Genomic DNA, 22,661 nt, shown 5'->3' with positions numbered 1-22,661 from the left:
ATTGGTATTACACATGAGAAGCTTGCGAGAACCTTGGGGTTCACCTTTAAAGAACTGGTGTCATCCTCTGGAATACGGGTTATAGAAGGTGTTTTTCACCTGCAACGTGTGAATGCATATCACAGCCCTTGTAGGAACTCTTCCATCCAGTCATCGTTGTTGACCAGTTCTGACTCTGCCGCCAATGAATCCAAATCCCATTCCACTATTTCATCAAGTTCATCAAGCCCAAGTGGGTCTCTTCTCCTTTTCTCGCTGGCTTCATTCCATTCTTTCCGTGTTTCTGAATCCACTGCGTAGCTCATTTTGCAGATAGCAGTGCTTAATTCAACATAAGTCATTCGGCTTTGGTGGGGTTCCAGCAGTTCAAGTTCTGCATTTCCCAATTCGTGAAAACGATCCAGAGCTTCCATTGCCGCGTCAAAGTCAGATAGCGGCCCTTGAATGCGACTGTTGGCAACCTGGTTCCCTTGAGTTGGTATGCTTGCCCTTGCTGGAAGTCCTTGCTGAGGGATTGATGTTACTACTGGCGTTTTTGCTGCCTCAATCTGTTCCAACTTTGCAACCACCGCTTTCTTAACGAGGTCTGGAACAATGCCGTCTTTATCATCTTTGATAACCGGGCTGAGTGCCGTGCATAAACGGGCGTTTAGCTGGCCGCTGCTGGCATAGTGTTCAAGAGATGACCAGACCGCAGGCTTTAATGGTTTATTGCAATTGATTAGTCTAATAATCAGAGAGGGTGCCACCAGGTGTGGTATTTTTTTCGGTTTGGCTTTCTCGGGCTCTTTGGTTCTCGCTTTCATTTGGGCTAATTTTGCCTCAAGCCTGATCGCATAGAGATCGCGCTTGTCCTGAGGCTTTTTATACCATTGTTCTGTGAACTCGGTTGCCTTGAAAAAGGCGGTTAACTGTTGCAATGTCCAGTTCTTGATAACAAAGCCGGTATCTCTCGGGGTAAACTCTGGATTTTGGAGTACAACCGGATCGCCATCGTCTGGCAAAACGGTTAGTCTTTGATTCTTGAATTGATATTCTGTTTGTTCAAGCTCAATTAACATGGCCGTGATAAAGCGCCACAGGCGTTCCTGGCCCGACATGGCGGGATCACCACCGACCATCACCCCTCTTTTATCATCTGTTGCCACTCGATTTGAAAAGCAGAGATCCGGTATTTTCTCTGGTTCAGGTAGAGAGTGGTTTGTGAGCAGCATTCCTGCCAGCAACCGTTGCTGAATCGTTACATCAGGAGCGGTTTCAGGGGTAGCCTGATAGTCAAGACAGGCATCCATGAATTGCTGCATTTTGTGTGGTCCAAGCACCCGATGTAACCCGCGCCACTGTGAGATGGTGGGCAAGGTTTTGAATAGCTCATCCATCTTATCCGCGTATTTTGAGCGGTTATCTTCTGATTGTTGCCAGAGAATCTCCAGCATCGTGCGTTTAGATTGCGTGAAGTCAAATCGCTGGCCAAGCTGTTGGCAGAGTGGTTTTAATGCATACCACTGTTCCTGAGTTGGGGCTGGCTTCAGGTTTCTGCACAGTTCAAGGTATTCCTGCCTCTCAGATTCAGGGAGTTGCGTTAGTGCAAATTTTGTTAAAGCCAGTGGTGCAGGAATGGATAATGCTTTAGTGAGTACTCCTTTGCAGCGTGGATTTTCACGATATTTTTCCATCCAGAACGGGAGACCAGTTCCTCCATGGATAGCCAATATCGGTAGCAATGATTTCAGCGCAGCACGAACAGCCACTCTGTCATGTCGAGGACTCTTGTGGGCCGCCAGATATTGTTGGAATTCGGCAATTTTCATGCTCCATGTTGCGGGCCCGGAGAAGAACAGAGCCAGTGCTTTCATTTGACTCGATGCTAAAAGATCTTCATCACTATTGTCGTCGCCATGTTCAGTGGTACAGCCATGCTGATTAAGACATTGGCGCAGTGTTTTCTCATTTTCAGTCAGTTTTTCTCCTGAGGGCAAACCAAAACTGGCAAATATTCGGCAAGAAAGTTTCAGAATATTCTTATTTTCATCCGAGGGTAGCCATTGAACGAACGCTTCCGCCTTCGCTTTGTCGGGCAAGCCTTTGCCATGACACATGGAGGAAAAGGCCCGCAGCAGTTCCAGGCTGAATTCGCCGTTCACCTTCCAGCACTCCCACGCTACGAACGCTTCCACCTTCGCTTTGTCGGGCAAGCCCCTACTGCTCATCATGGAGGAAAAGGCCCGCAGCAGTTCCAGACTGAATTCGCCGTTCACCTTCCAGCACTCCCACGCTTTGAGCGCTTCCACCTTCGCTTGGTCGGGCAAGCCTTTGCCATTACACATGGAGGAAAAGGCCCGCAGCAGTTCCAGGCTGAATTCGCCGTTCACCTTCCAGCACTCCCATGCTTTGAGCGCTTCCACCTTCGCTTTGTCGGGCAAGCCCCTACTGCTCATCATGGAGGAAAAGGCCCGCAGTAGTTCCAGGCTGAATTCGCCGTTCACCTTCCAGCACTCCCACGCTTTGAGCGCTTCCACCTTTGCTTTGTCGGGCAAGCCCCTACTGCTCATCATGGAGGAAAAGGCCCGCAGCAGTTCCAGGCTGAATTCGCCGTTCACCTTCCAGCATTCCCACGCTTTGAGCGCTTCCACCTTCGCTTTGTCGGGCAAGCCCCTAGTGCTCATCATGGAGGAAAAGGCCCGCAGCAGTTCCAGGCTGAATTCGCCGTTCACCTTCCAGCACTCCCACGCTTTGAGCGCTTCCACCTTCGCTTTGTCGGGCAAGCCCCTGGTGCTCATCATGGAGGAAAAGGCCCGCAGCAGTTCCAGGCTGAATTCGCCGTTCACCTTCCAGCACTCCCACGCCACGAACGCTTCCACTTTCGCTTTGTCGGGCAAGCCTTTGCCATTACACATGGAGGAAAAGGCCCGCAGCAGTTTCAGGCTGAATTCGCCGTTCACCTTCCAGCACTCCCACGCCACGAACGCTTCCACCTTCGCTTTGTCGGGCAAGCCTTTGCCTTGACACATGGAGGAAAAGGCCCGCAGCAGTTCCAAGCTGAATTCGCCGTTCACCTTCCAGCACTCCCACGCTTTGAGCGCTTCCACCTTCGCTTTGTCGGGCAAGCCTTTGCCATGACACATGGAGGAAAAGGCCCGCAGCAGTTCCAGGCTGAATTCGCCGTTCACCTTCCAGCACTCCCACGCTTTGAGCGCTTCCACCTTCGCTTTGTCGGGCAAGCCTTTGCCATGACACATGGAGGAAAAGGCCCGCAGCAGTTCCAGGCTGAATTCGCCGTTCACCTTCCAGCACTCCCACGCCACGAACGCTTCCACCTTCGCTTTGTCGGGCAAGCCTTTGCCATGACACATGGAGGCAATCTGTTTCAAGCATGGGTTAGCAGCAACCGCCTGAATGTTTTCCTCGCTTTCTCCTGCAAACTTTTTTATCTGAGTCTTCGACTTGAGCATGCTGGTAAGGCAGCTGGTATTGGTAATCTGCTGGGGATTGACAGCTAAAAAGAACGTGTTGGCCCTTGCAAAATAGCCTTTGAAAGTCTGAGAATCTTTAACAATGCTGAAGTTTTTTAACTTGGAAAAGAGGGAAGGTGCGGGTGGCTTTCCCCTGTCTCGCGCTAACTGGATTTTCCTGTCTTTGAGGTTTTTCAGAAGAGTCCCGGCATTCGTTAATATTGCTTGAATTTCTTGATTATTTAAATGTGTTCGCAGTTCATTTTGCTGGCTTACAGAAAATTCTGAAATTGATGTTTCACTGTTAATTTCTGTGGTGAGCGGTACATCCTTCATTGGTTCAGGCATGACCTGCACCATCGCTGAGGTATGTTCATTGCCAGTTAATAGCCTGTTGTCGCTGACTGTTGGTAGATTTCTTGATAGGGAACTGATCACTCCCGGAAGCCTGGAAGCTAGGTCAGCAGGCATGGCCGGTTCGGTCTCCATTGGCTCCGGACTAGCAGGTAGCGAAGTTGAAGAACAGACAATACGCCTGCTGTTGTCAGTAACACGCCTGCGCTTTATGGATGGGATGGGCCCGGATTCAGATTGCAGTTGATGCGGTGGAAATGTTCCAGTGCCCGCTGTTGTCTGTTCCACCTGGTAACCTGAGATGGATCGCTTTCTTTCTTGTTTTCGGCTGTCTGCTGGCCGGTGCCTTCCGGCTTCAGTGGATGTTAACGGGGATGCCGTGTCTGCGGTTACTGAGGAGGAAGGTGACTGCATGGTTTCTTCGGGGGTTACCTGTTTCCAGTTGGAGAATCGTCTGGGGATGACAACAATAGAACGTAAACGCTAATTTAACCAGCGTAATAGCCAACCCCGCCGGATCGGCTTATTCTTGAGATGCCTTCACACAGCTTCTTTTTCCAATAACCAAGCTGTGATGGTCTGACGCCGTTTTGTCGGCACCAGGCTTTTTGGCTAAGCCCGGAGTCATGCCAGGCTTCGATCCGTTGCAGCCATTGTTCTTTAGTGGTTTCTGGTATGGTCATCGGAGCCTCCATGTAATCAGAGGCTTTATGATCCACGATCAAATCTCAGCGGGATAGGACCTGGGTTATTTTGGCGGTTACGTTCCGGGAAGGACGTTACAAAAGCCAGGCGCTGCTCGACGAAGCGGCTCTGCTTATGGCCTATGTCGATTTAAACCCTGTTCGAGCCAAATGGTGAAATCGCCAGAGACCTCTGAATACACTTTTATCAGCAAAAGGACGAAATATTTGATTGTTGTGGCTTTAAAATCTTTTTGGTGTTCTTTTTTATTTTACAATTTGCACAAAGTATTACGACTGGACTGATATCTGACAGTCGCATTCTTACCGTAGGATAAGGGCGGCCCACGGAGCAACTCTATAAACGCATTGCAATAATCAGCCAGTCTCGCCAGTTGATGGCTATTACTCTGTTGCAGTGCCCGGCACGACCGGATCAATCGCTCTGTTTCAAGCACCTGAACAGGACTGGCACTTGTTATTTTATCCTGACGTGATGCTAATAAGATGGGTTCTAACTGCTGGCAAATATCAGCACATTGCCCTGATAAGTGCACCACTGACTCAATATTTTTTCGGGTTATTTCCCGGGCCTGAAGGCTCAACAGCCTCTCCAGATTTTGCAGTAACTGATAAGGTTGCGAACTCTCTTTTTGGCCCCCATCGTCTTGAGACTCATCATCGGACATTATGACCGCCTCTCCCCTTCAACCGGGCTTACCTCGCCTTCATTGATCACCCGGCATTTGAACGGTCTGCCATTTTCTTTCTGGACCAGGATAATATCACCGATATGGCCGCTTTCCATGGCGACACCGGTGGTAATTAATTCGATATTTTCTGATTGAACAACAATGGTTATATGCTGCCCCCGACGGATAGCAGTGGCCCTTTTTACCATATCGGTGGTAATCACAGTGCCGGCACTAATCTTTCGGGTAGCGATGTATCCGGAAGGATTATCCTGAAATACATTCGGTTTCAGGGAACTCAAACGGACTTTTGATGTTTTCAGCCTCGGCTGTCCTGACCCCGACAATGCTGGCCCCGACAACGCCTCGCCCCGGTTCAGATCCCTGTCGGCAAGCAATACCGATACGTCAAAATCCACTCTGACCGCCAGCCGTTGTTTCCAGCGGTGTTCCGGGAAGGTGCCGAGATGATCAGGACAGCTGATCAATAATGGCAGTTTACCGTTCTGAGCCATGGCAGAGAAGCGGATATCCGGTGTTACCGGACAGTCTGGCAATTGCTGCCAGCGTTCTTTATGCAGCAAAACCACCCGGGGATTACGGCCGTTAAAACGTTTAGCCAATAAGCGCGAATGCTCACAGAGTTGAATGATGACCTCCTCCTGAACCCTTTGATCAAAACTCTTATCTGATTGATCTGACTGCGGGCTGGTATTCGTACATGACACTGTATGGGCGTTTGCAATATTGGGAATATTGAGTAAGCACAGACACAGGGAAAACACAAAACGACGACTGATTGATAACTTCCTGTCGAGAATAAAATATGTGACAAATAAATACATTTTTTACGACAACGTACTACTCTTTACACACGACTTAATATAGACGAATAGATAGCCTGTATGTTGATTTCATTTGAGTCGGCCATGGGTATACACCCAAGAGTTGCACAGCTCAGAAGCTTCTCAGATTGCCATCCAGTCAGGCAATATTTTTAATATTGAAACACCACAATACCGGGCACTTGAGGCTAACCTGAACTTTTACCATTCGGCTTATGGTTTATCTCAGGATTTGTCGGTCTCAGACAAACGGCATATCACCCCAAATCAACTGGCGGATGTTGAGTTATCCATTGCCTTTAAAAATTCAGGCGGTATTGCCTCGGAAAATGGTAACGATGTATCTCTGGCACTGGAGCAGGCAAAACTTGCACAGTCGATGGCCGGATACAATATCAGCATATCGTTAATCCGAGAGCGTCTGAGCATGCTTGATAAGGTGATCAGTGGTCGCTAGGAGGCTGTCCGAGAATAGACTGCCCTACTGCGGTGGCAGCAAATTGGTCTAAAAATTCCGTTTTGTTCGGCAAATAGCCCCACTATTCACCTCACAAAACGAAATTTTTATCCTCAATTTTCTGCCATCCTCGCTACGGGCACTATTCTCGGACAGCCTCCTAGGAGCCTGACCGAAAATAGACGTCATAAACTGTTAATTCGATGAAGTGAGTACCCCATGAGTCTGCAGTTGGTTCAGGCTATGTCTGGCTACGCCATGGTCGCCCAGGCAACCCGTATGACACTGGTGGCCGAGGCGCTCTCTTACAATGAGGTTGCAGCAGCTTCTGCTGCTGAGGTGCTGCGGCCGGGGCGAGCGTTACTTCAGGCCAGAACCGTAGATGCTGGCTCCGCTGCCAGAGAGAATATTCCGGCGTTTACCGTTGCAGTAGCGGGCATTATCAAAGATAAGTCACCTCCCCAGGTGCGCTATCAACCGGGCCATCCTCTGGCTAATGCTAACGGTGAAGTGTTTTACCCGAATATCAGCACGATTGAAGAAATGGCGACCATGATTTCGGCAGCCCGGTCTTTTGATGCAGCTGTCTCGGTGTTCACCAGCGCCCGTCAAATGCAGGGCCAGGCACTGGAGCTGATCGGTGTTCATGGCTAGGAGGCTGTCCGAGAATAGACTGCCCTGTAAATCGATATGACAGGTGGGTATCACTATGATTTCATCCATTCAACACGAAGTGCCCTTCATCGGTGGTAGCGCTTCGTCGTTGCCTTCCCCCGACAGTTCCAGTGCCTTGAGTAAAAACTTTATGACGTTGTTGATTACTCAACTTAAGCACCAGAACCCGCTTGAACCGATGGAAAGCGGTGATCTGCTGAATCAGCTGGCGGCCATGACTTCCGTGTCAGAGTTAAGAGATATCCACGCCGGTATCAGCCGGTTGAGCGATCAGTTTGCAACGGCCCAACTGTCCAGCGCTACGGCACTGCTGGGTCAGGAGGTCGCTATTGATGCCCGCCATTTTTCATTCAATGGCGATGGGAATAAATTAGCCCTGGCCTTTCCTTCGCCCGGTACAGGGCACTTGTTGCATTTTTTGCTCACCGATCAAAATGGTACCCCGGTAAAAGAAGCCCATTATCAGGGGCGTCATAATGAGTCACCAGGTACTTCCATAAAGAAAAGCCTGGTCCAACTGTTTGGCTCGCTGCCTCATGGTCAGTACTGGCTGCAAAGTACCCTGGATGGTGCTAGTGAAGTGGTTCCTGTGCAACTGGTCAGTAAAGCAAACAGTATTGTTTTCAACGGCTCTGATCAGGCACCGCAGATCAGGCTTGAGGCAATGGAGCCAGTGGCACTGTCCAGCATTGGTTCCGTGACCCGACCATAAGCTTGACGGTTGTTGTCTAATCGGAGAGGTAAGCGTCTATGTCAATCAGTATCACGGGCATGAATGCTGCCCGAAGCCAGCTGGATATAGCCAGCCAGAACCTGACCAATTCGGAAACGAATGGTTATAAATCGTTTCGGGCGATTCTTGGTGATGTCTATGCCCAGGCGGGAACTGCATCGGTGGATATGGCCGGGGTCACTCTGCTGGCAACCCGGCAGGAGTTTGCCCAGGGACAGTTGACGCAATCGGGTAATGCCTTTGATCTGGGTATTGATGGTAAGGGCTTTTTTGTTCTTGGCAATAATGGAGAGCAGCTCTTCAGCCGGGCAGGCTTGTTTACACAGGATAAGGAGCATTATCTGGTGAACCCCAGTGGTTACCGCCTCAGGGGCTTTGGTGTCAATAATCAGGGTGCGGTTGATACCTCAAAACTGGTTGACTTGCAGGTCAGTCAGGCTAACCGGCCAGGCAAAGCAACCACCAAAGCATCAGCTACCATTAACCTCAATGCCAGTGAACCGGTGATTAATCGTACGACGGTTGCCCTTAACCCGTCAGACCCAAGGACATTCAGCTGGTACGGAGCGCTGAATATTTTCGATAGCCTTGGCGAACAACATACGCTGGGTAGCTATTTCACCAAAACCGGGATTAATCGGTGGCAGCTTGAATTTCAGCTGGATGGACAGCCCGTCCAAACCATCAGACCGACAGAAGAACTGACATTCAACAGCTCAGGCCTGTTGCAGACACCCGCCGATGCGCAGTTTTCACTGACACCACCGGTGCTGCCCTCTGGTGCCGTTCTCCATCCCGTGGCCATGGACTTTTCCGGCATCACCCAGTTCGCAATCGATTCGGCATTTCGTCCCCAGGTGGTTGACGGGCAAATGGCGGGCAGCCTGAACCAGGTCAGTTTTGGCGACAACGGTTTTCTGCAGGGTAGCTACAGCAATGGTGAGCAATACCTGCTTGGGCAGGTGGCACTGGCTACGTTTCCCAATGATAACGGGTTAGTGGTTAATGGGAATAATACCTGGATGTCGTCTATGGTATCCGGCACTCCGCTCTTTAATCCATCGGGCCTGAATGGTGCGGGCCTTATCAAGGCGGGGTTTGTTGAACAGTCCAATGTGGATCTGGCCAGCGGGCTGTCGGATGTCATTCTCGCCCAGCGCAACTTTCAGGTTAGCGCCAAGGCTTTCCAGGCAGAAGATGTCCTGTCACAAACACTGATCAATCTCACCTGACAGGCACCTGGCCATGTTTTCCGGAATGCAGATGACCACCGCCAGCGCCGAACGCATCTGGCAAAGCCTGTCCGTGTTTGCGGGTAATTTATCCGGTCAGTCGGTGCCCGGTTACCGGGGCGACTCGGTATTTACCCAAAAACTGGCACAGACACAGACGGCGATGGCCCAACAACGGGCTCCCGCATTTTCCCTTCAGGCTGCCACCAATTTTACCAGCGGCTCTCTGAGACCCACAGGACGTCAGCTGGATGTCGCCATCGACGGTGCCGGATGGTTAGTGGTGCAGGATGCCAGCGGAAAGGCAGGGCTGACCCGAAACGGTTTGCTCAGTCTGACCGTAACGGGTGAGGTGTTGACCGGCAATGGTGCCCGCGTCATGGGGCAGACGGGGCCGTTGACCATTCCTGCATTCAGTCAGCTGACCATTGGCAGTGAGGGTTCGGTCAATATCATTCCTGCCGGCAGTCAGGACGTTGAAGAGGTGGGGCGTATCCGCTTTGCCAATCCCCCCGAGGCCAACCTGATTCGGAGCCCGAATGGCCTGTTCAGGCTGGCGGATGGCAGTGCGCCAGTCCCTGATCCACGGGTTAAGATGGTCAGCGGGGCGCTTGAAGAGAGCAATGTTGACCTGATGGCGGAGTACCTGAATGTGGTGGAAGCTGGAAAAACCATGGACCTCCATGTCCGTATGTTATCAGCCTTTGATCAGATGGCCGGACGAGGCAATGAATTGCTGAACCTGACCCGTCGCTAATGAGAGAATCCCTATGAACAGTCTCTGGATCAACCAGGGTGGCCTGACCCTGCAGGATGCGAGAATGATGGCCGCTTCCCAGAACCTCAGTAATATCAGCACCTATGGCTATAAAAAAGAACGGGTGGTGGCCGCGGATCAGTTTTATACCACCCTGAAACAGGCCGGCGCGATGGCCAACGGTGCGGATGAGCTGCCCAGTGGTCTGCAGGTCGGTACAGGTGCCAGAATCACCGCCACCCAGAAAATATTTACCTATGGCAATATCCAGAATACCGGTAATGCGCTGGATCTGGCGATTGTGGGCGATGGTTTTCTGCAGGTTCAATTGCCTTCCGGAGAGATGGCCTATACCCGTAACGGGCAGCTGCAGCTCAATGCAGAAGGTGACATCGTGATGGCCACCGGTCAGCCTATAGAACCGGTGATTTCCATCCCGGTGGAAGCCCGGAACATCACGATTGGCCAGGATGGTACGGTATCCGTCGCCATGCCCGGCAGTCCGGAAGCCCAGATTCTGGGGCAGATTTCCCTGGTGAACTTCATGAATCCCATGGGGCTGCAGGCCATCGGCGATAACTTCTATCTGGAAACCGCTGCCAGCGGTGCGCCGGTAGAGAGCGTTCCCGGCACCAATGGTCTGGGGGAAATCCGGCAGTTTTCCCTTGAAGCCTCCAACGTGGATGTGGTGGAAGAGCTGGTCAATCTGATCATGATTCAGCGGGCTTATGAAATGCAGGCCAGAGCCATCGACGTTGCCAGTAACTCCCAGGAATATCTGGTGAAAAGCAGTTAACCGGAATTGCCCATGGGTAAAGCAATCACATCAACGTTTTATTGGCCGGTCGCAGTGCTGGTAATCGGGCTGCAAGGCTGTCAGGTGATATTGCCGCAGAATCAGCCCCTGAATGATTCCACCGATGAAGACACTGAACCCGTGCTTACCCGTGCCCCGGAGGCTCCCCCGGCACCGGCACCGGGCAGTCTTTACACTTATGCCACCAGTATGCGCCTTTTTGATGATTTGAAAGCCTATCGTCCGGGCGATATTCTGACCGTCATCCTGAAGGAGATGACCATCTCCAGTAAAAAGGCCAATACCAGTCTGGGCAAAGAGGCCACTGCCAGCATAGCGCCCCCCACGCTGTTCGGGAAAAATTACCCGAAACTGGACATGCAACTCAACGGCAACCGTAACTTTGGCGGCAAAGCATCGACCTCCCAGCAAAACCATCTAACCGGCTCGGTGACCGTAGTCGTGCAAAAAGTGCTGCCCAGTGGTGCGCTTCTGGTCAAGGGCAGCAAAATGGTCCGGATTAATCAGGGTGATGAGATCATCTTTGTCAGTGGCGTGGTCCGTCCTGAAGACGTTTCCCAGGATAACCAGGTCTCCTCGCTGCGTCTGGCCCAGGCAAAAATCAGTTATACCGGCCGGGGTGATCTGGCCCGGGCCAACACCCAGGGCTGGCTCTCCCGTATTCTGAACAGCAGCTGGTTTCCATTTTGAACAGGCTGGTCTGGCTGTTATTGATGACGCTTGTTTTTTCGCCGATCAGTCAGGCAGTGCGTCTGGTGGACCTGGTCGATATAGAAGGTGTGCGCAAAAACCAGTTGATCGGCTATGGTCTGGTGGTTGGTTTGCAGGGTACTGGCGATCAGACCCGTCAAACCGTTTTTACCAGTCAGTCCATGGTCAACATGCTGCGCCAGTTTGGTATTCAGTTACCCCCGGGGAGTGATCCGCGGATGAAAAATGTCGCCGCCGTCAGTATCAGTGCCAACCTGCCCACCTTTGCCCGCCCGGGAACCACGCTTGATGTGATGGTTTCATCGATTGGTGACGCCAAAAGTCTCCGTGGCGGTGTGCTTCTGGCGTCACCATTACGGGGTATTGATGGCCAGGTCTACGCCCTGGCCCAGGGTTCCGTGATTGTTGGCGGAGTGTCTGCCCAGGGCGCTACCGGCACCCAGATCAGTATCAATACAACGACGGTCGGACGCATTCCGGGAGGTGCCACCATTGAACAGTCGATCATTCCCCCGGAAGTAACGTCGGGTGTCGTACGATTAAATCTCAGGGAGCAGAATTACAGCCAGAGCCGTTTACTGGTCAAGGCTATCAATGATCACTTTGGCAGTCATATTGCCCGGGGAGTGGATGGCAGCCAGATTGAAGTCACGGTCCCTGCGGGACAGAATCATCGGGTGACATTTCTGTCCATGCTGGAAACTCTGGATATTCCACAGGGCGTTATGCCGGCCCGCGTCGTGATTAATGCCCGTACCGGTACTATCGTTATTGGTGCTGATGTTCGCATTCGCCCGGTCGCCGTGAGCAATGGTTCCACCACCGTGAAAGTCATGGAGCGTCCCAGCGTGATACAGCCCAACCCATTTTCTCTTGGGACCACACAAATCGAGGAGCAAAGCACCGTCGACATCATACAAAAAACCGGTGGCATGTTTATTGTCCCGGCCACCACCAGCCTGTCCGATATTGTTAATGTGGTGAACAGTGCCGGACTGACGCCCAGTGATCTGATCTCGATTCTCCAGGCTATCCATGAAGCCGGGGCCATGGAGGGAGAACTGGTGATCATGTAATCGGAGATTTGCCATGCTTATCACGCCGTTGTCCCATCCCACCCTGCCTATTGATGTGGGGGCTGGCAGGTCGCTCACCACCAGCACCGGGGATTTTGAAGCATCATCCAGTGAATTTATGCGGGTGTTGCTGGGGGAAGTGACCCGTCATCTGCAGAAAACCTCAGGACTGTTCGCCGGCAAAGAGCACAACGGCACAGCATCACTGTTCCAGAACGAACTTGCCGGGGCGTTGCTGGCACAGTGTCTGGCGGACCGGCTGGCGGAAAAACTGTCCGGTGACCAGCCATGACCGTCAACCATATCGGGCTTAGCGGGGTAAATACTGCCGATATTCTGTTAAATAATACCGCCCATAATATTGCCAATGCCGAAACCCCCTGGTTTAGTCGACGTCAACCCGTATTGATTACCCAGCAGAGCCACTGGGGCGGTTTGCTGAACCAACTGGGTGGCGTCAGAGTGCTTTATCTGATGCAGGTATCGAACGACTATCTTAACGACCAGGTGTTTCGCGCCAGTGCCAGCCAGTCAATGGCAGACAGCTTTGCCGTACCCATGGTTCAGCTGGACCAGTTGCTCGGCGGGGATGATACCGGGTTAACCCGGGTGCTCAATGGCTTTATCGGCAACCTGCAACGGCTGGAAACACGCCCGGAGTCTCTACCCTTGCGCCAGCAATGGCTGGGCAGTGCCGGACAACTGGTGGACCGTTTTCATACCCTGGGTCAGCAGCTGCAGGTCATCTCGCAACAACGGACCAGTCAGATCCGCAATGTGATCACCGAGGCCAATCGGCTGGGTGCGGCCATTGCTGATCTCAATAAACAGATCATCGAAGGCAATAGCTCCAATCATAAAATCAGCGATGGCAACTGTGCGGACCTGCTGGACCAGCGGGACAACCTGATTAACCAGCTGTCTGAACAGGTATCGGTGGAGGTTTATCGCAACAGCAATAATGCCGTTAACCTGGTGATTCCATCCAGCCAGGGGGCGATTCCCCTGATCATTGGCACGCAGTATTTTGACCTCAGTATCAACCCGGACGCTGCTGACCCAACGAACCCCGATGTGATGGTCAATATCCCGGGCGTCGCTGTTCCGGTCACACCGCAACAGGGCCAGTTGGCAGGGCTGCAAAAGCTCCATCGGGATGGGCTGATGCCGGTCATCAATCAGCTGGGGCGGATGGCGGTGGTGCTGGCCTCGGAAGTGAATTCACAGCTGGAGCTGGGTGTTGATCTGGTCGGTGATAAAGGTAAGCCACTGTTTCAGGATATCAACTCGACATCGGCCATGCAGCAGCGGGTCCTGCCGTCAACGGTTTCGGGGACGGAGGCATTGACCGTTGCAATCGGCGATATTTCCCGGCTGGTGCCATCGGAATACCAGCTGGTATTTACGGCTTCTGATCAATGTCGTGTAACCAGGCTGTCGGACGGGCAATCATTCAGTGGCAGCCTGACGGCAGCGACGCCTTTTACCATTGATGGCCTTACCATTCACCTGACAGGAACACCGGCTATCAATGATCAGTTCCTGCTGACGCCCTGGCGCCATGAAGCCACACAATTGAGTATTGTCCTTAACGACCCTGAGCAGCTGGCGTTTGCGGCACAAGGCTCAGGCCCCGGCGACAACCGGAATCTGCTGGCACTGCTTGGCTGTTTAAACGGTGATTCTGCGAGCTCTCCTGATGTACTGGAAGCTAATATTTTGCTTCAGTCGTCTGTTGCCAACCAGACGGCTTCCGCTGTACGACAGCAGAAAACCAGTCAGAGTTTATATCAGGCTGCGGTTGCCGAGAGGGAGGGTCTCAGTGGTGTTAATCTGGATGAAGAAGCGGCTAACCTGCTGCGATTCCAGCAGTTCTACCAGGCCAATGCACGCCTGTTACGAACCAGTCAGATGATTATTGATGAATTGCTGGCAGTTTGTCGGTGAGACCGATGCGGATAAGCACAGCACAACAGCAGGCCATGGTTTTGCAGGATCTGCAAAACATCAGTCAGCACCAGCTGGAAGGCTGGAACCAGGTGGCCACGGGCAAACAGATAACCCAACCAGCCAAGGCACCGGGCAGCTGGACGCACCTGCAGAGTGTGCAACGGGAGATCAGCCAGACGAACCATTACCTGGATTCCATTACTGCCCTGACCTCCCAGCTGCAACTGGAAGATACCCTGTTGCAGAGTTATACCGGCTACCTGCAGGATATCCGGGCGCTGGTGCTGCAGGCCAACAACCCCGGGCTGGCAGTGGTGGACCTGGCCACCCTCGGGCAGCAGGTTGTGCAGTGGCGAAACGCCATTATCGGGCTGCTAAACAGCCGTGATGCCGAAGGTTATTACCTGTTTTCCGGCTCCCGGACCAGCACACCGCCGGTGACGGTTGCCACCGCCAGTGATGGCAAAAAGTCGTTTAGTTTTAATAACAATAACGACATTCGGCAAATAACAGTCGCCTCTGATATAACAATGTCGTCTACGGACAGTGCTGACGCTTTGTGCTTTACTGTGAACGACGGTGGATCATGTTTTAATGTAATCCTCATGCTCGGTCAGATAGCGCAGACACTTCAGGCTCCACCCGCCAACCTGTCAACGCTGCTTGCCGGTTACCTGGTACAGCTTGACCAGGCACAAAATCAGGCTGGCAGCGTTCATGCCGCCCTGGGAACCCGAATGAAAGCACTGGACGGTATTCGCAGTGACCATCACGAGGCCAGGCTGTACTTTCAGGAACAGGCGAGTCAGCTGGGTGATCTGGATTATGTCAGTGCCATCAGCCATCTGAATCAGCAGAAAGTACAATATGAAGCCGCTCTTAAAGGGCTTTCTGAAGTAGCGAACCTGTCGTTATTTGATTATCTCTAGGAGGCTGTTATGGCCATCAGTATCAACACCAATATTCCATCAATGCAAGCCCAGATCAGTCTGGAGCGGGCCCAGAACGGTCTTGATACAGCAATGCAAAGGCTCTCGACCGGTTATCGCATCAACAGTGCCGCTGACGATGCCGCCGGGATGCAGATCAGTAACCGGATGAGTTCACAGATTAATGGCCTGAGTATGGCGGTACGTAATGCCAATGACGGCATCTCTATTGCCCAGACGGCGGAAGGTGCCATGACGGAAACCGCGTCTCTGCTCCAGCGGATGCGGGACCTGGCAGTACAGTCCGCCAGTGACAGCAACAGTACGGATGACCGGATTGCCCTGAACGGGGAGCTGAAACAGCTGGCGGCGGAACTGAACCGGATTGCCGAGTCCACCACCTTTGCCGGACAGAAGTTGCTGGATGGTTCGTTTGTTGACAAGAACATTCAGGTAGGTGCCTACGCCAATGAGATTATTACCGTCAATGTCAAGAGTGTCAGCGGTAAAGACATTGGTATTGATGGGGCGAAGCTTACATTTACTGGCTTGAATCTGCCGGGGACAACCCCCATTGCAGAACAGAGCCTGACGGTTGGGGTTAATGGCAATGAAAGCAATATTCCCATAGAGAGCGGGGATAGCGCCCAAACCGTTGCCCGTAAGGTAACAAGCGCGGTATCCGATATGAGCGGGCTAGCAAAGACATCGGCAGAAGTGGTCTTAACAGATGGTGCTAAATGGGACAGCGGCGACACCATTACCCTGACCGTGAATAGCAAGGAATACAAATCGACGAGTAATTCTACTACCTTTAAAGACGCCGTAGAAGAACTGGAGGAACTGCTGGGTTCGTCACCGTTTAAGGCAACGGTTAGTCCCGTCACATCGCCAAGCACCGGTTTTAAAATAACGTTGGTTGATACCAGTGGTCAGAATATGATTCTGTCTGCAACTGCTACAGAAGTTGACGGTGGATCCAACGATCTTGACTTCAAAGCCACTGCTCAACCAGTGACTTATACAGGTGGTACTAAGGAGGGCTCAAAACCCCTCACTACGGGCAGTGAGGTGACCGTCGTGGGTGATATTCAGTGGGTCGGTCTGGATAAAAACGACACCTATACGATGAAAAGCACTGATAATTTATTGGCCCCCTCCAACATTGCCATCACTGGTACTAAGGGTGACTCAGTTAATAATTCGCTAAATTCCATCAATATCAGCACTTATGATGGTGCACAGCAAGCCATCAAAATCCTTGATCACGCAATAGCCGACGTGGATTCCAACCGGGGCACCCTGGGTGCCATTCAAAACCGCTTCCAGCACACCATATACAACCTTCAGAACGTTCGGGAGAATATGATGGGCTCCCGAAGCCGGATTAAAGACACCGACTATGCCAGCGAAATGTCCAAATTGACCCGGGATCAGGTGCTGAAACAAGCCAGTATGTCCGGCCTGAACCGGGCCAACACCATGCAGCAGGAAGTCCTGGCCCTGTTGCAGTGACTCATTGAATGAATACGGTTGCACCGCTGCAGGGAGGTTTTGATCTGGGGACTGTGGTGGATGCTGTGGTCAATGCCGACATGGCACCCTCGGAAAATGCCCTGAAACGGCGGGAAAATCAGCTGTCCCGAGAGCAGGATCTGATGGTGTCGGTCTATCAGGCGGTCAGTAACCTGCAGCACTCCGCCCGGGCGCTGGTTCAGGAAGCCAGTCTCAACAGTCACCATGTGAATGGCAATGGCCACAGTCTTGGCCGCTGGGTTGCGGTGTCCAGTGAGTCCGACCGGGTTGGCGTCAGCGTCAGGGGTCGTCCTGATCCCGGCAGTTATCAGCTGTCGGTCCATCAGCTGGCCTCACCGCAAATTATGACCAGCCCGCCGTTTGCCAGAGATACCACCTTTAAAGACGCAGGTACGCTGGATCTTGCCCTTAATGGTGGGCACTGGACGGTTAATATTGTTGCCAACAGTACCCTGGCCACCATCGCCAGATCGATTCAGCTGAGTACTCAGGGGAAAGTCCGGGCAACGGTCATTAACGGCAAGGCGGGGCAACAGCTGCTGCTGACCGGGGCAGAAAAAGGGGCCGATCTTCGTATGACGCTCAGTGGCACCGGAACCGGTGACCAGCTGGCGGCTATCATGTCAGAACAGGCGGCTCCGGCTGACGCAGTAGTCAGTATCAACGGCGTAACCCTGTCTCTGCCCGGCAATGTCAACCAGCCGGCCATTAACGGGCTGAGCCTGACCCTGAAACAGGCGGACCCTGACCGGCAGTTATATATTGAGGTCAGTCAGGATGTTGAAGCACTGGTCAGCGCAATGTCGGAATTTGTCAATCACTGCAATAACCTGCTGCAAGCCAGTGACCCCAGGGACAACCAGGGCCTCCAGATCGATGCGGGCACCCCCGCCTCCCTGAGGGGAATCAGCAGTCAGTTGCGTAAACTGGTTAACGCCACGCCTGCAGATACCGGGTTAAGCAGCTCAGAGCAGATCACCAGTTTACTGGATCTTGGGGTCAGTACTGAGCGCAACGGTTTATGGTCTCTGGATGAAGCCTGGTTTCGCCACCAGCTGAATGCCATGCCCTACCCGGTCCTGCAGTTTCTGTCGGACCGGGACAAGCCGGTGCTGGCACTGGCGCAGAAAATGGACACGCTGTTATCGGGCAGTGGCCCTTTAATATCGAGGATCAGTTATCTGTCACGGGATTTGCAACGGCTGGCGTCGGACCAGTATGCCCTGGAGACGAGACGACAATTACTTCATCAGCGCACCAATCAGCAGTTTTTAAATATGGAGCAAACGGTACAGCGCATGAACCGGAACCTGGCCTATGTTGACACTATTTGACCTACTTGACCTGCGTGACCTGACTTTCACCACCGGCAACAAGAGGCGATTATGAAGTCTCCAGCCACTGAGTACACCCGGCATCAGTACGGGCACCTGGCCCGGAAAGAGAGTATTTTCCAGCAGACCGCCCTGCTGTACCAATTATTACTGGATGACCTGGACCGCTGCCACGGCCATATCAACAGTGGTGACAGTGCCGCCCGCGGAGAACGGATTCACCACGCCCTCTCTATTTTGATGGTATTAAGAAACCAGGCCCTTGCCATGGTTGACAATCAGCAAGGTCAGCCGCCGTCGGCCAATGAACTTTCCGCCCGGCTGCTTGAATTATATGACCACTGCCTTGCATGTCTGACATCCGTGATCGCTGATAATGATACTGCCTCCCTGAATACCGCCTGGTCTATGATCGATACCGTTAAAGGTGCCTGGGATGAGTTGGCCTTACAGCAGGCAGATGACTGAGACTTGTTAAGGCTGCAGCCTTTCTTTTGCGGGCAGCGGGTGGCGGGAAGCGGGCAGCGCTTACTGAAATGTCGAAGTTATTAACAGCCATAAGCAGAAAGTTCAGTCCCCCTGACCATGCCATGGGATGAACACTGTTTATCGTAAACAGAGAGCCATCTTTTATGAATATTGAGACAGCTGGCACAGAGACTGACCGTGTGATCGACGCACTTCCAGCCTCGTATTTCCGGGAGGCGATAACCGGGCGGCTGTCTGTACAGAACGGGTTGGTGCAGAACGGACTGCCAGAAGAAGATGAGTTTCAGGCAATTCTGCAGCAGATGATCGAACCTCTGGGACCGATAAATCCTGAGGGGGCTTCGAATCCGTCTTTACATTCTGATTTACCATCGACTATCTACACCAACACAACGGATGTCGGGGAAGACATACAGGCAATTGAGTGGGCCACGACCACAGATGCAGAAGTTCCAGCGGTTCACCCTCTCCCAGAATTGAAGTTAAATTCACAACACTTGCCGTCTGATCAACTGACCCGGAGACCAAACCCGGTAGAGATGGGGCCAGTTAAGCCTGACCATTCGGGGGAAGAGGCTTCCGGCCAGACTGTGTTACCTGACGTTCAGCAAACCATGGAGATTGGCTCACTGCGGCAGTCTGCACAGCTTTCTATGGCACCCACACAAAAGCGAACGCTGTCGAATCAGGAGGCCTTAGCCCCAGAGTCAACCCCAGAGTCGCCCGCCGATCAGGAAAGTCAGACAACCACACAGCCAGTAACAGCTGAGGTATCGGATACACCTCTGAAAAGATTGGAACCTGCCAGCGTCCGCCAGCCATCGCCCGGAAATCAATCGTCTGCAATTCAACCGGTAACAGCCCCGGTGCAAAACTGTTTGATGCTTGGCGGGGATCGTTATGCCCGGGCCGTTGCCGAGTTTCCCGGACTGGGTACGGTGCAGGTGGTGATGACTCGCCATAACAGCGAGGTCACCGTGAATCTGCAAGCCAGCCAGCAGTCTCTGCCAACCCTTGAAAGCTGTTCCTCTACACTGCACCAGCTGGTCAGCGACAGCATTCAGCAGATGCACACTCCCGGTAATTCAGTCAATAAAGAGCCCGGTGGTTCTTCAGCAACGGAGTCTGGACTGAAAATAGCACTCTCATTAACCACTCCTGATCATTCCGGGTCAGGCCGGGAAAGGCAGCATCCGTTGGCCGAAGAGTTGGCTGGGGTGTCATATTTTTCTGGCACAGACGCAGATCTTGTGGCTTTAGCGCCCCCAACCCCACAGTCATACCGGTTAACTGCGCTATCGCAGCACTCTGTAGTGGCGCTTATTGATCTGCATATTTAGCCATTGTTTAACAGTGCTTTCCTGCGAATATGAAGAGAATATGAAGACTGATGACGATGATCGTACCATCAATAACAGTGCTTATGCTCAGTGGCCAGCAATGCAGCGGGGCAGGGTTAATTTCATCGCTTTCATCCTGGCGGGGGTTGTCATGCTTGCTATTGCAGGTGGTGCAACGTATTGGTTTTTTTTCCGGGAGGAAGACGACTCACTATCGCCAGTGCCCACTGTCGCGTCACCGGGGCCTACACAATATTTGTCGTTTAAAGATATGATCGTCAATCTGGCTAATGATGAAACCTATGAACTCCATTATATGCAGTTATCCGTTTCTATCATGACCCGAAAAAGCAAATGCCTTGAACAAATGGAAAAGAATCGACCGGTCATTCTCAATGCCATGCTTGACCAGCTGTCATCCTGGACATTCGAGGATGTGATGATCCCGGGAAATCGGGAGGAATTGCGGAAACAGCTTCTGACTACGGTTCGTCACAGGACGGGGCTATCACTTACTAAGGGGGTAGAGGATGTCTTCATCATTAATATGGTGATTCAGTAATCACACCACGAATTGTCCCGGAATAACTTCCTCTTTTTGCCACGGAGACATGGAGGCACAGAGGAAAAGATTTTTTCTTTTCTCCGTGTCTCCGTGGCAAGGTTTTATCTTGACTGGATAATATCGGGAATGTGGAAGTTATTTCACAACAACGTACCAGGTTTTGCATGCTATTGAGAATCGCTGGCTTTGCCATCCTGTTTCTGAGTATTTTTGGCGGGTTTGTCATGGCCGGCGGCAAGCTGCTGGCACTGTGGCAACCCCCTGAGATTCTTATCATCCTCGGTGCCGCGATCGGTGCTTTTGTGATTTCCAACCCGGCCACTGTCCAGAGAATGACCCTCACTCATCTGAAATACGTACTGATCAGAAATAAAGAATTCGACAAAGCCTTCTTTATGGATTTGCTGGCCCTGCTGTTCCGCTTGATTGAAACCCGGCATCGAAAGGGCGTGAACGCCATTGAAGACGATATTGAAACACCGGAAAGCAGTGAGCTGTTTCAGAGTTACCAGCGCATCATATCCCATCCACGACTGCTCTATTTTATCACCGATAATTTACGGATTACCGGTATGGGCAGTATGCCCGGACATGCCTTTGAAGGTTTGATGGAAAGCGAGATAGAAACCCTGGAAGAGGATCTGAAACGCCCGGCAAAAGCACTGAACACTATTGCTGATGCCTGCCCCGGCTTTGGTATTGTGGCCGCGGTGATGGGCATCGTCGTGACTATGGGTGCGATGGATGGGCCGGTAGAGCTGATCGGGGTCAAGGTAGCAGCAGCACTGGTGGGTACCTTTTTGGGTATATTGCTGTGCTACGGTATTTTTGGCCCCCTGGCCGCAGCGCTGGAAAGTACTGAGCAGAGTGAAATGCTGGCGTTTGAATGCGTCAAAATGACGTTGCTTGCCAGCCATTCAGGGCTGGCACCAATTACCGCCGTGGATTCAGGGCGACGGCTGCTTTATAAAGAGTTACGCCCTACATTCCCGGAATTGGAGGATATGCTGCAATCCCTGAGGGCTAGCCATTAATGGCCAGGGCTCCAGATAGCAATCAGCCGATTGTGGTCCGTCGGGGGCGCACTGCCAACGGCAATGCGCACCATGGCGGCAGCTGGAAAGTGGCTTTTGCCGATTTTGCCATGGCCATGATGGCCCTGTTCCTGGTGCTCTGGCTGGTGGCCGCCACTACACCCGTGCAAAAGGAAGCCATTGCCACCTATTTTTCCAATCCGGGTCTTCTCAACCGTGTTAGCAGTAACTCGCCGGTGGAGATGCAGGGAGAGCGCTCGATATTACCGGGAATACCAGTGCAGATACGGCCAAAGCCCTCCGGCATGACCGGTATGGAGCTTGCCGGTCATAACACTGCCAGTGCCGAGGGCATCGCTGCCATTGTGCTCGGATTAGCCAAACTGCCGAAAGAACGTGCCATCGAGGCAAAAGGCATTGAGCTGCAGACCTGGCCCAGGATGATTCGTATGACACTGGTTCAGGATAAAGTCGGCCCCATGTTTCCACCGGGGAGCAAGCAGCTGGTGCCATTTTATGAAGATTTTCTAATCGCCCTGGCCAGGGTACTGGCAAAACTGCCCTTCAAGATCATTATTACCGGGCACTCCGATGGCGTGATTGGTTCTGACCTTAAAAATTCGACAGAACCCAACCGGGTAAACTGGGAGCTTGCCGGACAACGGGCCGAAACGGTCAGGGAAGTGATTGTTTTTACCGGAGTACCGGAAGATCAGATACTGTTATTGGCAGCGATGGGAGCTAACCGGCCTATACCGGGGCTGAATCTGGATTCAGGATTAAACCGCCGGGTCGACTTGATGCTGGTTCCCCGAAAAGACGTCAAAGGGTTGAGTCGCAAGTTCCAACATAAATGGCATAAAGAAAAAGCATCCTCACCGGTGCCTTCATCGGATATGGAAAAAGCCGTTCAGCAGGCCAGGGATAACCGTTATCCGCAACCTTCAAAGTGAACAACTTTCAACGTTTCCAGTGCCTGCAGGAGCATGAGCGTTCAGAG

Annotated in this window: 22 protein-coding genes and 1 pseudogene; 19 read left to right on the top strand and 4 right to left on the bottom strand. The window is 52.3% G+C overall.

Features of this window, described 5'->3' with window-relative positions; genetic code table 11:
* Positions 1–6: 6 nt before the first annotated feature.
* Positions 7–123, top strand: a pseudogene (locus O3276_RS19610) (IS1595-like element ISEnu2 family transposase); the annotation flags it as partial.
* On the opposite strand, the gene O3276_RS19605 reads toward O3276_RS19610, so the two are convergent.
* The 4 genes from O3276_RS19605 to flgA form a co-directional block, all read right to left on the bottom strand.
* Positions 120–4,220 (bottom strand): hypothetical protein, encoded by a 4,101-nt coding sequence (locus O3276_RS19605; protein WP_269672832.1) that lies wholly within the window; start codon positions 4,218–4,220, stop codon positions 120–122. The pseudogene O3276_RS19610 and the gene O3276_RS19605 sit on opposite strands and share 4 nt — an antisense overlap.
* Positions 4,221–4,294: 74 nt before the next feature.
* Positions 4,295–4,525 carry an IS66 family insertion sequence element accessory protein TnpA gene (gene tnpA, locus O3276_RS19600; RefSeq protein WP_269672831.1) on the bottom strand — a complete coding sequence of 77 codons (231 nt, stop codon included), beginning with the start codon at positions 4,523–4,525 and terminating at the stop codon, positions 4,295–4,297.
* Between the two features lie 236 nt (positions 4,526–4,761).
* Positions 4,762–5,178, bottom strand: coding sequence for a hypothetical protein (locus O3276_RS19595; RefSeq protein WP_269672830.1), 417 nt, complete (start codon positions 5,176–5,178; stop codon positions 4,762–4,764).
* Positions 5,178–5,909, bottom strand: coding sequence for a flagellar basal body P-ring formation chaperone FlgA (gene flgA, locus O3276_RS19590; protein WP_269672829.1), 732 nt, complete (start codon positions 5,907–5,909; stop codon positions 5,178–5,180). The genes O3276_RS19595 and flgA overlap by 1 nt, the downstream gene beginning before the upstream one ends.
* A 190-nt stretch (positions 5,910–6,099) precedes the next feature.
* On the opposite strand from flgA, the gene O3276_RS19585 reads away from it, so the two are divergent.
* From O3276_RS19585 to O3276_RS19500, 18 genes are all read left to right on the top strand, one after another.
* Entirely contained in the window at positions 6,100–6,483 is a 384-nt protein-coding gene (locus tag O3276_RS19585; protein WP_269672828.1) for a flagellar basal body rod protein FlgB, read from the top strand.
* Positions 6,484–6,702: 219 nt separating this feature from the next.
* Positions 6,703–7,137: a flagellar basal body rod protein FlgC gene (gene flgC / locus O3276_RS19580; RefSeq protein ID WP_269672827.1), complete on the top strand. Its 435-nt coding sequence runs from the start codon at positions 6,703–6,705 to the stop codon at positions 7,135–7,137.
* Between the two features lie 55 nt (positions 7,138–7,192).
* Positions 7,193–7,870: a flagellar hook assembly protein FlgD gene (locus tag O3276_RS19575; RefSeq protein WP_269672826.1), complete on the top strand. Its 678-nt coding sequence runs from the start codon at positions 7,193–7,195 to the stop codon at positions 7,868–7,870.
* 38 nt (positions 7,871–7,908) lie between these two features.
* Positions 7,909–9,123 carry a flagellar hook protein FlgE gene (locus tag O3276_RS19570; protein WP_269672825.1) on the top strand — a complete coding sequence of 405 codons (1,215 nt, stop codon included), beginning with the start codon at positions 7,909–7,911 and terminating at the stop codon, positions 9,121–9,123.
* Between the two features lie 31 nt (positions 9,124–9,154).
* Entirely contained in the window at positions 9,155–9,880 is a 726-nt protein-coding gene (locus tag O3276_RS19565; RefSeq protein ID WP_269672824.1) for a flagellar hook-basal body complex protein, read from the top strand.
* A 13-nt stretch (positions 9,881–9,893) separates the two neighbouring features.
* Positions 9,894–10,676 (top strand): flagellar basal-body rod protein FlgG, encoded by a 783-nt coding sequence (gene flgG / locus O3276_RS19560; protein ID WP_269672823.1) that lies wholly within the window; start codon positions 9,894–9,896, stop codon positions 10,674–10,676.
* Between the two features lie 12 nt (positions 10,677–10,688).
* Positions 10,689–11,387: a flagellar basal body L-ring protein FlgH gene (locus O3276_RS19555; protein WP_269672822.1), complete on the top strand. Its 699-nt coding sequence runs from the start codon at positions 10,689–10,691 to the stop codon at positions 11,385–11,387.
* Between the two features lie 23 nt (positions 11,388–11,410).
* Positions 11,411–12,484 carry a flagellar basal body P-ring protein FlgI gene (locus O3276_RS19550; RefSeq protein ID WP_269672821.1) on the top strand — a complete coding sequence of 358 codons (1,074 nt, stop codon included), beginning with the start codon at positions 11,411–11,413 and terminating at the stop codon, positions 12,482–12,484.
* Between the two features lie 13 nt (positions 12,485–12,497).
* Positions 12,498–12,776 carry a hypothetical protein gene (locus O3276_RS19545; protein WP_269672820.1) on the top strand — a complete coding sequence of 93 codons (279 nt, stop codon included), beginning with the start codon at positions 12,498–12,500 and terminating at the stop codon, positions 12,774–12,776.
* A complete protein-coding gene (gene flgK / locus O3276_RS19540) occupies positions 12,773–14,431 on the top strand; it encodes a flagellar hook-associated protein FlgK (RefSeq protein WP_269672819.1) in 1,659 nt (552 codons plus the stop codon). The genes O3276_RS19545 and flgK overlap by 4 nt, the downstream gene beginning before the upstream one ends.
* A 5-nt stretch (positions 14,432–14,436) precedes the next feature.
* Positions 14,437–15,363 (top strand): flagellin N-terminal helical domain-containing protein, encoded by a 927-nt coding sequence (locus O3276_RS19535; RefSeq protein ID WP_269672818.1) that lies wholly within the window; start codon positions 14,437–14,439, stop codon positions 15,361–15,363.
* A gap of 9 nt (positions 15,364–15,372) precedes the next feature.
* The gene (locus O3276_RS19530; RefSeq protein ID WP_269672817.1) at positions 15,373–16,878 is read left to right on the top strand and encodes a flagellin N-terminal helical domain-containing protein; all 1,506 of its coding nucleotides are present in this window, start codon (positions 15,373–15,375) and stop codon (positions 16,876–16,878) included.
* A gap of 8 nt (positions 16,879–16,886) precedes the next feature.
* Positions 16,887–18,233 (top strand): flagellar filament capping protein FliD, encoded by a 1,347-nt coding sequence (gene fliD / locus O3276_RS19525; RefSeq protein ID WP_269672816.1) that lies wholly within the window; start codon positions 16,887–16,889, stop codon positions 18,231–18,233.
* 51 nt (positions 18,234–18,284) lie between these two features.
* Positions 18,285–18,701 (top strand): flagellar export chaperone FliS, encoded by a 417-nt coding sequence (locus O3276_RS19520; protein ID WP_269672815.1) that lies wholly within the window; start codon positions 18,285–18,287, stop codon positions 18,699–18,701.
* A 164-nt stretch (positions 18,702–18,865) separates the two neighbouring features.
* Positions 18,866–20,062: a hypothetical protein gene (locus tag O3276_RS19515; protein ID WP_269672814.1), complete on the top strand. Its 1,197-nt coding sequence runs from the start codon at positions 18,866–18,868 to the stop codon at positions 20,060–20,062.
* 40 nt (positions 20,063–20,102) lie between these two features.
* The gene (locus O3276_RS19510) at positions 20,103–20,624 is read left to right on the top strand and encodes a flagellar basal body-associated FliL family protein (RefSeq protein WP_269672813.1); all 522 of its coding nucleotides are present in this window, start codon (positions 20,103–20,105) and stop codon (positions 20,622–20,624) included.
* A gap of 167 nt (positions 20,625–20,791) precedes the next feature.
* The gene (gene motA / locus O3276_RS19505; protein WP_269672812.1) at positions 20,792–21,661 is read left to right on the top strand and encodes a flagellar motor stator protein MotA; all 870 of its coding nucleotides are present in this window, start codon (positions 20,792–20,794) and stop codon (positions 21,659–21,661) included.
* Positions 21,661–22,614, top strand: a complete 954-nt coding sequence (locus O3276_RS19500) for a flagellar motor protein MotB (protein ID WP_269672811.1) — start codon at positions 21,661–21,663, stop codon at positions 22,612–22,614. The genes motA and O3276_RS19500 overlap by 1 nt, the downstream gene beginning before the upstream one ends.
* Positions 22,615–22,661 lie beyond the last annotated feature (47 nt).

This window comes from Endozoicomonas sp. GU-1 (assembly GCF_027366395.1).
Lineage (GTDB): Bacteria > Pseudomonadota > Gammaproteobacteria > Pseudomonadales > Endozoicomonadaceae > Endozoicomonas.
Note: the sequence above shows the minus strand (reverse complement) of the source record. Positions and strands in the feature narration are given on the sequence as shown.